This is a genomic window from Bacteroidota bacterium (assembly GCA_016713765.1).
In the GTDB taxonomy this organism is placed as follows: domain Bacteria; phylum Bacteroidota; class Bacteroidia; order AKYH767-A; family 2013-40CM-41-45; genus Pollutiaquabacter; species Pollutiaquabacter aromativorans.
This window is the reverse complement of the sequence record JADJON010000001.1, coordinates 2,173,838-2,186,293: the sequence shown is the minus strand read 5'-3', so window position 1 is coordinate 2,186,293 and position 12,456 is coordinate 2,173,838. Positions and strand designations below refer to the sequence as shown.

General features: G+C 52.7%; 11 protein-coding genes, 2 tRNA genes and 3 pseudogenes. 6 read left to right on the top strand and 10 right to left on the bottom strand.

What is annotated here, in order from left to right; translation table 11 throughout:
- Nucleotides 1-28: 28 nt before the first annotated feature.
- From gldF to dnaN, 5 genes are all read left to right on the top strand, one after another.
- Nucleotides 29-766 (top strand): gliding motility-associated ABC transporter permease subunit GldF, encoded by a 738-nt coding sequence (gene gldF / locus IPJ96_08450; GenBank protein MBK7910374.1) that lies wholly within the window; start codon nucleotides 29-31, stop codon nucleotides 764-766.
- A complete protein-coding gene (locus IPJ96_08445; protein ID MBK7910373.1) occupies nucleotides 763-1,422 on the top strand; it encodes a Gldg family protein in 660 nt (219 codons plus the stop codon). The genes gldF and IPJ96_08445 overlap by 4 nt, the downstream gene beginning before the upstream one ends.
- Nucleotides 1,419-2,456 (top strand): Gldg family protein, encoded by a 1,038-nt coding sequence (locus IPJ96_08440; GenBank protein MBK7910372.1) that lies wholly within the window; start codon nucleotides 1,419-1,421, stop codon nucleotides 2,454-2,456. The genes IPJ96_08445 and IPJ96_08440 overlap by 4 nt, the downstream gene beginning before the upstream one ends.
- Before the next feature lie 12 nt (nucleotides 2,457-2,468).
- Nucleotides 2,469-3,491 (top strand): DUF4340 domain-containing protein, encoded by a 1,023-nt coding sequence (locus IPJ96_08435; GenBank protein MBK7910371.1) that lies wholly within the window; start codon nucleotides 2,469-2,471, stop codon nucleotides 3,489-3,491.
- 193 nt (nucleotides 3,492-3,684) lie between these two features.
- On the top strand, nucleotides 3,685-4,809 hold the full coding sequence (gene dnaN, locus IPJ96_08430; GenBank protein ID MBK7910370.1) for a DNA polymerase III subunit beta: 1,125 nt from the start codon (nucleotides 3,685-3,687) through the stop codon (nucleotides 4,807-4,809).
- Nucleotides 4,810-4,874: 65 nt separating this feature from the next.
- On the opposite strand, the gene IPJ96_08425 is transcribed toward dnaN, so the two are convergent.
- From IPJ96_08425 to IPJ96_08390, 8 genes and pseudogenes are all read right to left on the bottom strand, one after another.
- Complete coding sequence (locus IPJ96_08425; GenBank protein ID MBK7910369.1) at nucleotides 4,875-5,018, bottom strand: hypothetical protein; 144 nt, start codon at nucleotides 5,016-5,018, stop codon at nucleotides 4,875-4,877.
- Between the two features lie 11 nt (nucleotides 5,019-5,029).
- Nucleotides 5,030-5,281, bottom strand: a complete 252-nt coding sequence (locus IPJ96_08420; GenBank protein MBK7910368.1) for a hypothetical protein — start codon at nucleotides 5,279-5,281, stop codon at nucleotides 5,030-5,032.
- A 211-nt stretch (nucleotides 5,282-5,492) separates the two neighbouring features.
- Nucleotides 5,493-7,205 carry a T9SS type A sorting domain-containing protein gene (locus IPJ96_08415; protein ID MBK7910367.1) on the bottom strand — a complete coding sequence of 571 codons (1,713 nt, stop codon included), beginning with the start codon at nucleotides 7,203-7,205 and terminating at the stop codon, nucleotides 5,493-5,495.
- Between the two features lie 375 nt (nucleotides 7,206-7,580).
- Nucleotides 7,581-7,658, bottom strand: a tRNA-Leu gene (locus tag IPJ96_08410).
- A gap of 58 nt (nucleotides 7,659-7,716) precedes the next feature.
- A tRNA-Leu gene (locus tag IPJ96_08405) sits at nucleotides 7,717-7,796 on the bottom strand.
- 106 nt (nucleotides 7,797-7,902) lie between these two features.
- A pseudogene (locus IPJ96_08400) lies at nucleotides 7,903-8,334 on the bottom strand (prolyl oligopeptidase family serine peptidase).
- A complete protein-coding gene (locus IPJ96_08395; GenBank protein MBK7910366.1) occupies nucleotides 8,328-9,239 on the bottom strand; it encodes a S9 family peptidase in 912 nt (303 codons plus the stop codon). Before IPJ96_08395 ends, IPJ96_08400 begins: the two are co-directional and overlap by 7 nt.
- 265 nt (nucleotides 9,240-9,504) lie before the next feature.
- Nucleotides 9,505-9,945 (bottom strand): PD40 domain-containing protein, encoded by a 441-nt coding sequence (locus tag IPJ96_08390; GenBank protein ID MBK7910365.1) that lies wholly within the window; start codon nucleotides 9,943-9,945, stop codon nucleotides 9,505-9,507.
- 95 nt (nucleotides 9,946-10,040) lie between these two features.
- Between IPJ96_08390 and IPJ96_08385 the strand changes: the two genes are divergently transcribed.
- Nucleotides 10,041-10,577, top strand: coding sequence for a hypothetical protein (locus IPJ96_08385; GenBank protein ID MBK7910364.1), 537 nt, complete (start codon nucleotides 10,041-10,043; stop codon nucleotides 10,575-10,577).
- 54 nt (nucleotides 10,578-10,631) lie between these two features.
- Here the strand turns inward: IPJ96_08385 and fabG are convergent.
- Both fabG and sucD read right to left on the bottom strand, forming a co-directional pair.
- Nucleotides 10,632-11,377, bottom strand: a pseudogene (gene fabG / locus IPJ96_08380) (3-oxoacyl-[acyl-carrier-protein] reductase).
- Nucleotides 11,378-11,553: 176 nt separating this feature from the next.
- A pseudogene (sucD, locus tag IPJ96_08375) lies at nucleotides 11,554-12,434 on the bottom strand (succinate--CoA ligase subunit alpha).
- Between the last annotated feature and the right edge of the window lie 22 nt (nucleotides 12,435-12,456).

The following is a 12,456-nucleotide window of genomic DNA, read 5'->3' as shown; positions in this document are numbered from 1 at the left end:
ACGCTATTTTTGCGGCGCATTCCTGCCCGTGTACGCACTCTTTCGTAAAGAACTATCGAGCTTTCTGGGATCCCTGACCGGGTACCTGGTGATGACCGTTTTCCTGTTGTCGGTCGGAATACTCCTGTGGATTTTTCCGGATACTTCCTTCAGCATTCCGGATAACCGGATCGCCGCCCTGGACGGCTTGTTCATCGTCGCGCCCTGGTTGTTCCTGTTCCTGATCCCGGCGATCAGCATGCGGATGTTTTCCGAAGAGCAGAAGACCGGAACACTTGAACTCCTGCTAACGCGTCCCCTGAGCGAATTTCAATTGGTCTTCGCAAAGTTCCTCGCCGCGTTCGTCTTGGTGGTGTTGTCGTTGATTCCTACCCTGATCTACTACTTCACGGTCTACCGTTTGGCGGTTCCAGCCGGTAATGTTGACACGGCAGGCATAGCGGGTTCTTACATCGGATTATTGTTCCTGTCCTCCGGCTTCGTGGCAATCGGCATCTTTTGCTCGGCGCAAACGAACAATCAGGTCGTCGCGTTCTTGTTCGCGCTGATCCTCTGTTACTTCTTCTACGCCGGATTCGACGCATTCGCCTTGTTAGGAATTCCTGTACGGTTGCAGAACATCCTGTCGCAGTTGGGAATCGCCAATCACTATGCCGCGATGAGTCGAGGCGTGATGGATTCCCGCGACTTGCTCTATTTCGTCAGCCTGACCACCTGCTTCCTGCTACTTGCCCGCTTCACGCTCGAAAAAAGAAAATGGTCATGAGTTCGGGCAAGCAACGCAAGGATAGTCTGCTTCGGCTGATCGCCTCCCTGGTGATCCTGGTCTCGGTCAACATCATCGGTAGCTTTCTCTTTTTCCGGATCGATCTGACCGTTGAAAAGCGATACAGCATCAGTGATGCTTCACGCGAACTGGCCGGCTCGCTGAATGATGTGGTTTATTTCAAAGTTTACCTTGATGGCGAACTACCACCGGGATTCCGGCGGCTTCGCAATGCTACCCGGGAAATGCTCGATGAATTCAGGATCTACGCGGGCGGCAATATCGAATATGAGTTCGTCGACCCTTCCGCCGAACCGGAGGAAAATAAACGACTGGAACTCTACAAGCAATTAGCCAGGAAAGGTCTGCTCCCAACCAATTTGGAGGAACGTGAAAAAGGCGGGAGCAGTCAGAAGATCATATTCCCCGGCGCCGTCGCCTCCTTCGGAAGCGAGGAAATCCCTGTGCAATTGCTGAAGAGCCGGCTAGGCAGCTCGCCCGAAGAGATGTTGAACATTTCGGTCGAAAACCTGGAGTATGAGATCGCGGGAGTGTTACGTCGCTTCACCCGCACCGGCGGAGCCCCGCGTATCGGCTTCCTGCGCGGTCACGGCGAATTGGACAACAAGCATATTTCCGACGCAGCGCGCGCTTGAACGAATATTACAATGTAGATACCGTGTTCATTGGTGGTCGACTCGACGCCCTGAAGGACCACCGGTTGCTGATCATTGCCAAGCCAACGCTGTCGTTTGATGAGAAGGACAAGTTCGTCATCGATCAATTCATCATGCGAGGCGGGCGGGTGTTATGGCTGATCGATCGCATGCAGGCGGAGATGGACAGCCTTGAGCAGACCGGCACGACTGTGGCAATCCCGTACGAGCTTAACCTCGACGACCAGTTATTCCGCTACGGAGCTCGCGTCAATACCGATCTGGTCATGGACCTTCAGGCGGCACCCATCCCGGTGGTGACCGGGTATGTGGGTAATCAACCCAAGCAGGAATTACTACCCTGGTATTATTTTCCCCTGTTGGAAAGCACGGATAACCATCCGATCGTCCGCAACCTGAACGCAGTTAAAACGGAATTCCCTTCCTCCGTCGACACCATTGATGTAACCGGGATCAAGAAAACCGTTTTGCTGGCGGGCAGTCAGTATTGCCGTCTGCAGTTGCCGCCCGCCCGTATCTCCATGAATATCCTGCAACAGGAGCCGGATCCCGCGACCTTTCCACGCCGGCATGTGCCGATCGTCTTGCTCCTGGAAGGTAACTTTCGTTCCCTTTATGAAAACCGGTTACCGGACACGATCGCGAAGGATCCCGGAATCGGTTTCCGAGCCGCAGGAGACAGCAGCAAGATGATCGTTGCGGGTGACGGAAATCTGATCGAAAGTCAGGTAAGTAAAAAAGGCGCTATTTATCCGCTCGGATACGACCGGTTTTCGCAGCAACAATTCGGCAATCGGAATTTCATCCTGAATGCTGCCGATTACCTGTGTGACGATACCGGAGTGCTCGCACTTCGTGCCAAGGAATTCCGGCTGCGTTTGCTGGATGCCGGTAAGTTGAACGAGCAGGGAACGATCATCCGCTGGGCCAATGTCGTGCTGCCTTTGCTCCTGCTTTGGATCGCGGGCTGGCTGTTCCACCTCGGTCGGCGTCGCCGTTATCAACGCAAATAAGGCGGGTCAAACATGAAAAACAAAATCCTCTTCCTTGCAGCTGTCCTTTTAGCGATTACCGCGGTTTGGTTCGGATGGTCGAATAAGAACAGTACGATCGACAAGGAAGAACTCCGATTCGCAGTCGATACGGGAAGTGTCCGGAAAATTTTCCTCGCCGATCGTACCGGAAGGTCCATTACCATCGAACGCGCCGGTGGAGCCACCTGGTTGGTGAATGATTCATTCCCCGCTCGTCAGGACCTCTTGAAAAGCCTGTTAACGGCTATCGCCGGCGTGGAAGTCAAGACCCGTGTTTCGAAAGCCGGGTTCAACAATGTGGTGAAAGCGTTGGCTGCCGACGGCGTCAAATGCGAGATCTATTCCGGCGATTCGGAGCAACCTGTAATGACGTATTATGTCGGAGGGCCGACTGCGGACCAACTGGGCACCTTCATGATGAAAGAAGGCGCTGACCTGCCATTCATCTGTGAACTACCGGGCTTCAACGGTTATCTCAGCCCCCGGTATACAGCTAATTCGCTTGAATGGCGCGACAAAGTGATCTACTCGTTGCAACCGGAAGAGATCACGAAGGTCCGCGTGCATTACCCGTCCCGACCAGACTGGTCGTATTCGCTGAGCCGTACATCCAACGGATTCCTTCTCGGTGATCCCCTTGATGGAACTTCGATCGGCATTGCCGACACGACTTCGGTCAGGAACTACCTTTACCTGTTTCGAAAAGTACCCTTCGAGACAGAAGCGATGAAGATGCGAAAAGAAGAACAAGATTCACTCTCCCGACTGACGCCGGTTGCTGAGTTGGAAGTCACCGATACCGCTGGACGGGTTCATGGCTTGAGGTTGTTCCCGATGCCCGTTCAAACCGGTGCGCTGGCAACGCATGACTCTTTGGGAAACCCACTCCAGCACGATGCGGATCGCTTTTATGCAACCGACCCGGTTCAGTTGAAGTGGTGGGTGCTGCAACATTTCACCTTTGATCCGCTGCTTCGGAAGCGAAGTGACTTTTTATCAGGAGGAAAGAAATAAACAGTCTGGAAGACACCCTTCCCGCATCCTCGTAAATAGCTGTTTATTAACATTATAGCATTAGTATAGGCAGTGTCGCTTGTTCATATTTTAAGGAGCAATCACGCTGTCAGGAACTCAGATTTTACGGGGAATGTGGTAGGTTTGTGGGTCGAAGGCGACGGTAGTTCGCCTTTTGTTTCCTTCCGAACCTATGAAATTCATCGTATCGAGCAGTACGCTCCTGAAGCAGTTACAACAGATCTCCGGAGTCTTGAACTCCAGTAACCCGCTTCCCATCCTGGACAATTTCCTTTTCATTGTTGAGAAAGGCAACCTGACCATTTCCGCTTCGGATCTTGAGTCAACGATGACCACCGAGGTCACCCTGATCGAAGGGAAGCAATCCGGAAAGATCGCCATCCCCGCCAAGATCCTGCTGGAGACACTCAAGACTTTTTCGGAACATCCCCTCACCTTCCTGATCGACGATAAGACGAAAGGAATTGAAATCGTCAGCGACAACGGAAAATACAAGTTGACCGGTTTCGATGGTGACGAGTTCCCGAAAGTTCCGGCCTTGGACGGCGCCAAGAGTATCGAAGTTCCGGCTTCGTTGTTGCAGAAGGCCATTGCCAAGACCCTCTTCGCGACCGGCAACGATGAACTGCGGCCTGTGATGTCGGGGGTGTTCTCTCAATTCTCCAAAGACAGTCTCACCTTTGTTGCTACCGATGCGCACAAGTTGGTGCGATACCGGCGTACTGACCATCGTGCCAAGCAGGAAGGGGCTTTCATTTTGCCAAAGAAGCCGCTCAACCTCTTGAAGGGTATTCTGGGTACGGGTGACGAACCTGTCTCCATCGCCTACAACGACAGCAATGCATTCTTCACGTTCGGCAACTTCTCCCTCATTTGCAGGTTGATCGACGGACGCTATCCGAATTACGAAGCGGTCATTCCGGTTGACAATCCGAACAAACTAACGATCGATCGCATCCAGTTCCTTCAATCCGTGCGACGGGTCTCGATCTTTTCGAACAAGACTACCCACCAGGTACGGCTCAAGATCCAGGGCAGTGCGCTGCAGATCAGCGCGGAGGACCTTGATTTCGCCAATGAGGCGAACGAACGCCTCAGCTGTCAATACACGGGTGAAGACATGGAAATCGGATTCAACGCCCGTTTCCTCGTCGAGATGTTATCCAACCTCGACAGCGAGGAAGTGATGATGGAACTTTCTGCACCCAACCGTGCAGGACTTTTGATTCCGTCCGGCACCGAAAGTTCGGGGGAAGACCTGCTCATGCTGGTGATGCCGGTTATGTTGAACAACTGATCAAACCCGTAAAAATGAAAACGGCAGCCCGATAAGGCTGCCGTTTTTGCTTGTTCAGGATCGGATCATTCGTCCGCCGAAAGCGTAGTCGAGATCGTACCGCCGCTTTCTGCTTGCTGAGTTTCATGCGGCACCTTCCAGATGATGAAGGCGATGAGCAGGACACAGAAAACCAGAAACAGTCGGTTGAAAGTGCTCAGACGCTGCATGACTATAGATATCAGTGAATCGTGGTGGCTGTAACGATTGATTGCAGATCGACCAATTGACCCATTTTTTTGTGGGCATCAAGGTCATGGTGCGTGCGTGCCGATTCGAAAGCCAGGAGGTTTTTCGCGGGGATAAAATAGAACTCTACCCGGGCTTCTTTGATGTTGTAGCGGGAGATGACCATTCCCTCGTCTTTGCGGCCATCGGAAAAAGTGAAATTGCCTTGTTGGTAAATCAGGTTTTGCATTTCGCGGATACTCATATCGACAAGTGTTTTTAGTTGATTGTTGAACGAAAATACCGTCAGCACCTGCCGGGCTGCAATTTACTTTGGTAAACGGAGCTTAATTCAGGTCTGTTTATCGCCTAATCCGGGGTGAATGGATTGTTTTGAACGGTAACGGAAAAGGGAGGAAAAGGGCCTTGGAAGCCGCACTTCCAAGGCCCTTTTTATTAAAAATTCAAGATTTACTCTACATGACCCGGATTTTCTCCTGCGATCCTGCCGAATTGAGGCAGATGAGGTAGATACCAGGGCTCATGCCGGTCAGATCCAACAGTTCACGGTTTGAACCAATTGAGCTTGAACGATTCAGCGATACGACGTCGCGGCCGGTGATGTCGACCACCTTCAAATTGTAATCCTGAGCAACCGTAGATTGGAAGGCGATTTGTATGGAATTCTTCGCCGGATTCGGGAAAGCGATCAGCTCCAGGAATTCGGTATTGCTCTCAGAACCAGCAGTACGGCAAGGATTGACGATCACTTCCAGCGTGCGAGCCGGGCTGATGCCGCAGTCGTTGAACGCACGTACACTTACATTGCCGGTCGAAGCTCCCAGAAAGTCTACGGTAATGCGCGTAGTACCTTGTCCGAGTGTGATGTTGGCACCCGGCGGTACACTCCAATCATATCCGTTGGCCCCGAACATCGGTTGGACCTCGTAATAAGCAATGCTGGTTGCCGGATTGGAATTACAGGCGCCGGTCGGTCCATCGATGAAGCGAGGCGTCTGTGGGCGTGCGAATACTACTCCGCAACGAGCCACTGAACTACCGCAGGAATTGTTCGCCGTCACGCAGAGCGTGGCTTGGGTGAAGCCGGTAGCGAAATCCACGTAGATGGTATCGTTCCCGTTTCCATTGATCGTCGTGAAAGTTCCGGGGGTAAACGTCCAGGTGTACGACTCCGCACCCGGCACTGAATCGACGTAATACATTACGCTCGTCATATCACAGACACCGAAGAGCGGGCCGCGAATACCACCCGGCTTGACCGGCACAGAACGAATCTTCAGTTCACGGCGCTCGGAAGAGTTACAACCGCTGTTCGATTGTACGTAGATCGAGCCGTTCACAAAACCTGCCGGGAAAGTGATATCCACGGAGGTGACAGAGGTGGTCAACGGGTTACCGCTCGTCACCGGGGAGGCAATGACACAACCTGCCGGTGCGAACCAGGTGTACGAGGTAGCGCCGGGGACTGCCTGGATTGAGTACGTATAGGTACCATTCGGGCAGGCGCCGGTCGGCGGGCCGGAAATGGCACCTGGTTTGGTCGGTGCATTGAATACGGTGATCACTTTTTGTCCGGTAGTTCCGCGACAGTTGCTCGCTGAGACACGCAAGTATCCCCAGCTGAAGGCGGGACCCGCTTCTACCGTGATGGTAGCGGTTCCTTGTCCAGTGAGGATGGTCATGGTCGGTGGAACGATCCAGTCGTAGGAAGCTGCATTGGGATCTGGTGTCAGAACGGAATACGTCACGACCTGACCGGGGCATACGCTGTAAACAGGGCCCACAATCGAATCCGGAGAATTCGGTCGGCCGGTAGCCGCGATGGTGGTAATGCAGGAAGGGCTACTGGCTCCGCTTCCGTCATCGGCCGTAACACAGATATCGCCGAAATCGCTTCCGAAATCAACGACGATTGATGCTGTACCGGCACCAGAGACGATGGATGCACCACTGGGTAGTGTCCAGTCGTAGGTAACGCTTCCGGGTAATGCCGCTACGGCATACGCTACACCGGTTTGGTTGACGCAAACCGCTGACGGACCTGTGATCGGTCCGGGTGTCGCAGTCGCAGCAAGTTGCGATGCGGGTTGAATGCCTTCGGCACGCGCCCACAACGCTGCTGTCAGATTAAGCGCTATCAGAAATAACGCCAGGGTAAATTTCTTCATGACCGTAGAAATTGAGATTTGATTCCGACTGTTATATAGTCCGGAAGTCGCCCTACAGTTGAGGTGTCAGGCTGCTGCGACTTACAACTGTAAGGTTCATGGAAGAAATGTCGCCGCATTTCGAAATCACGGTGAAGAGTATCCAACAATCTTGCGATACTGGCATGAAAGCGAGTCAATGGGAGTTATCGCCTCCAAACTTCATTTGAAAAGAAGCCGATAGAATCGCATGGATAGAAAAATGAAGGATAAGAAAAGCACAATCGAGCGGTAAATAGCGCTCATGTTTACAGAAGCGGAAGTCGGAAACCCTTGAGCGCACAACAAGAAAATCGTCAAAAAAGAAAGCCCCTTCTTTCGAAGGGGCTTGTCCGGTGCCTGGGTGAGACTCGAACTCACAAGGATGTAACTCCAACGGCTTCTGAGACCGCAACGTTTACCAATTTCGCCACCCGGGCATCTTTCGATGCAACAGCATCGGGAAGGTCGGTAAGACCTCCTGGTAAACGTGTGCCCAGGGCGAGACTCGAACTCGCACGGTTGCCCGCCACCCCCTCAAAGTGGTGCGTCTACCAATTTCGCCACCTGGGCAAGGGGATTGACCGTCCGGTAAATCGACTGTAAATGAGTCGTTTTTATCGCAACGGGGCTGCAAAAATAACCTTTTTTAGATTCCTAACCGGCTTTTTCAGATTTTTTACTTCAAGTATCGATCCAGCCAGTCGAAGAAAACACGTTGCCAGACGACACTATTTTGGGCTTTAAGGACCCAATGGTTCTCATCCGGGAAACTCAGCAGTCGGGCCGGGATACCACGCAGACGTGCCGCCGAAAAAGCCTCCAGTCCCTGTGTATAAGGGACCCGATAGTCTTTTTCGTTGGCGATGATCAGAATGGGTGTATCCCAGAACTGAACGAATTTTTGGGGTGAAAACTGCTCGTAGCTCTTAGGCTTGGGGCTCTGCCAGAAATTCCCTTCAAACTCGTGGATCGGGAAAAAGGGTTCTTCGGTCGCAATACTGGATTCCAGGTTATAGACACCATTGTGGGAAATGAAGCACTTGAACCGCTTCTCGTGATGACCGGCAAGCCAGAAAACCGAATAGCCGCCGAAGCTGGCTCCTACCGCCCCAGCTTATCCTTGTTCACGTAAGGTTCTTTCGCCACATCATCGATCGCGCTGATCAGATCACGCATCGGTTGTCCGCCCCAATCTCCCTGGATATCGTCGTTCCACGCCTTTCCGAATCCGGGAAGACCGCGACGATTCGGGGCAACGACTATATATCCGTTGGCAGCCATGAGTTGCAGGTTCCATCGGTAGGAAAAGAACGGACCAACCATCGATTGAGGTCCGCCCTGGCAGTAGAGCAGTGTCGGATACTTTTTACTAGCATCAAAGTTGGGCGGATAAACCACCCACGTCAGGATCTCCTTGCCGTCAGTGGCCTTGACCATGCGCTTCCTTACTTCACCCATCTTCAGCGCTTTCAACGCTTCTCCATTCACCTGGGTCAGCTGCCGGCTCGATTTTGTCTTCGGGTCGAACACGAATAGCTCAGCCGGATGCGATAAGTCTTCCCGTGTTGCTACGATTACGTCTTCACGCTTTCCATTTGTCGCTACGGTGAATGCCGTATAATCCGCAAGTTCATCGGAGAGTTGTCGCCACACGATAGCGGAACGCATGCGTGGATCGGCAACGAAAAATTGAATGGTTGCGTTGATTCCTGAAGTGAAATACACTACCTGACCATTCGGGCTCCAGTGGTGAGCGTCGACGCTGTTGTCGTATCCTTGCGTCAGGTCACGTTTGGTCCGGGTCTTAAAGTCATACAGTATCAATCGGTTTTGATCGGCTTCATAGCCGTCTTCGGCCATACTTTGCCAAACCAAGCGTGAACCATCCGGTGAGAATTCCGGTACCCGATCATATCCTTTGTTTCCTTCCGACAGATTCGTGGTTTTCCCTGTGGCCAATTCGTAGAGATAAATTTCAGAATTGGTACTGGTGGCATACTCAACCCCGTTCATCTTTTGCAGGTATAAGCGATGCGAGCACCATCCGTTGAAATCGCGATCTCCTCTCCCCCGCCCATCGGCTTCATCGGCGCGTCAAAGGGCTCGCCGGCCATGATATCGACTACGGGTCCCAGGGTCGAATCGTTGAGCGAAGCAGTAAAGACATGACTACGGGAACCATCGTCCCAGGTATCCCAATGACGCGCATTGAGATCGTCATAGATGCGCGCGCTGTTCTTCGGCAGGTCAGGATAAATATCCTTTCCCAGTGTCTTATTTATGGCGACATCCTGAGCAAACCAGATCTGTTTACCATTTCCCGATAGTCCAAAGGCGTTGATATCCTTATCCAGGCGTGATACTTGCCGACGATCGGAAGGTCGGAGCGGACACGCCAGATCTGGGAGGTCCCGCCGGCATCGCTCAGGTAATACAGGATCGAACCATTCGGACTCCAAACCGGATTGGTTTCCGTCGCGGTTTCTCCGGCCATCAAATGTGATTTCCCGGTAGAAAGCTCCACAACCCAGATATCAAAATTGCTCTTACCACTGGACAGGTCGATGGTTCGAACGCTATAGGCGGCTTTATCACCCTGAGGTGCCACAACCGGTTCGGCAACCCGACCGAATTTCCATAATAGTTCAGGAGTCAGTGTGGACTGCGCGTTCACAGTCATCGACAGGCTTATGAAAGCCGAAAGCAGGATTCGCTTCATGGTAGTAGAATGGGTCGACGAAGATAATCCATTGGCCTGATTCCGCCTTGCGTCCGCCCCTATCGGCTTATCTTTGAAGAATAAAACATCTTCGAATGCGCAGCGCTATCTTGCTTTCTTTGATCCTGTTCGCCTTCTTCTCCAACGTCAAAGCGGAGGACAAAAAGCCGATTTGTGACACGTTGAAGCTGGACCTGGATTCCGGAAAGGTCAATAAATGGCGACCCGACGCTCCAGTGGATAGCCTCAAGAAGTACTTTCCCTGCTATTCTCAATTCACGGAAGAAGGCGGGGAAGAGTTCTGCGGCGGTGGCTTGGATTTCGAGAACATGGGGCTGCGCATGTACACCGGATTGAATTGCTTTGAGGTCCTGCCCGGTTTCGGTGGCAAGATCAACTATCAGCTGTTCGGCCACGACGAAGCCTACCTCGAGGAAGTTCTCGGACAACCTGTCCGCGTTACGGACAAACAGGATTACGAGGATTCACCCATTACGAGCATCTACCATTTCAAGCGACCTTATGGTTGGTTGTTGGTCTGGGTCAGTCCTGCCCATGAGGTAATCAGGATTCAGGTACACCCCGTGAGCTGGACAAGCTTCAATGGTGCGATTGATCGACTACCGCTATAAAACGAAACGCCATGCTGAGTATGATGCATGGCGTTTCTTTTCATTCAAACTGTATCAGGTCAACATCCCACCATCTACGTTCAGGACCTGTCCGGTGATATAAGCCGACAGCTCGGATCCCAGGAAGATCACGGCGTTAGCCACATCGTCGGGTGTGCCGCCGCGCTTGAGCGGAATGGCTTCGCGCCATTGCTTGACGGTCTCCTCGTTGAGGACTCCCGTCATTTCCGTCTCGATGAATCCCGGTGCGATAGCATTGCAGCGGATGTTGCGGGACCCCAACTCCAGGGCTACTGATTTGGTGAAGCCGATTATCCCGGCCTTGGAGGCGGCATAATTCGCCTGGCCGGCATTTCCCTTTACGCCTACGACGCTCGAAATATTGATAATGCTGCCCTGCTTCTGCTTGAGCAATTGACGGATCGCAGCTTTGGTAACGTTGAAACCGAATTCAGATTGATCCGGATGACTTCATTGAATTGCTCCTCCGTCATGCGCATGAGCAAACCGTCACGGGTGATGCCCGCATTGTTGACGATGACTTCGAGTGAACCGAAGTCGCTTACGATCGCATTCACCAGTTCTTCGGATGCTTTGAAGTCGGAGGCGTCACTTCGATAGCCTTTGGCCTTGATGCCGAATGCCGCCAGCTCGGCTTCGAGCGCTTGCCCCTTCTCAACCGAAGAAAGATAGGTGAACGCGACATTGGCGCCGTGCTCCGCCAACTTAAGGGCGATCCCGCGACCAATGCCTTTAGAAGCACCGGTAACAAGGGCGGTTTTTCCGGAGAGTAGTTTCATTTTAGTGAACAGTGAACAGTGAATAGTGAATAGTGAATAGTGAATAGCGAATAGCGAATAGTGAAGAGTGAATAGTGAAGAGTGAAGAGTTGTCCTTCAACTTTCAACATTCAACTTTCAACCTTCCAGCTTCAACTTTCCCGAATTACTAATTACTAATTACAAATCTTCCCCCCTCAGGCCGTCACCCCTTTCAACACCTTGGCCATCGTAACGCCGATGAAGGCGGGTGTATCGACAACGTGAATGCCGCATTCGCGCATGATCTTCATTTTTGCTTCTGCGGTATCATCCGCTCCCCGATGATCGCACCGGCATGTCCCATGCGACGTCCGGGAGGCGCCGTCTGGCCGGCGATGAATCCGACTACGGGTTTGGTGCCGTTCTTCTTGATCCAGCGGGCTGCTTCCGCTTCGAGACTTCCGCCGATCTCACCGATCATGATGATGCCTTCCGTTAGCGGGTCGTTCATAAATAGTTCGACTGCTTCCCGGGTGGTGGTTCCGATGATCGGATCACCTCCGATACCGATGGCGGTAGAGATTCCCATGCCGGCCCGCACGACCTGGTCGGCGGCTTCGTAAGTCAGGGTTCCGGATTTGGAGACGATACCGACTTTCCCGGGTTTGAACACGAAGCCCGGCATGATGCCAACCTTGCATTCACCCGCGGTAATCACACCCGGGCAATTCGGCCCGATGAGACGGGTTTGTTTGTCGGCCAGGTATTCTTTTACCTGGATCATATCGCGCGTCGGGATACCCTCCGTGATCGCAACAACCAGCTTGATGCCGGATTCGGCCGCTTCCATGATCGCATCGGCTGCAAAAGCCGGCGGTACGAATACGATGGAGACATCCGCACCGGTCTGGCGGACCGCATCGGCTACCGTGTTGAAGACCGGACGTTCGAGGTGCGAAGTGCCGCCTTTTCCCGGGGTGACGCCGCCTACGACATTGGTTCCGTATTCGATCATTTGCGAAGCGTGGAAGGTTCCTTCGCTGCCGGTGAAGCCCTGGACGATGATCTTGCTGTTCTTGTTTACGAGTACACTCATGGAAATAGGGTTGCTAAGCTGT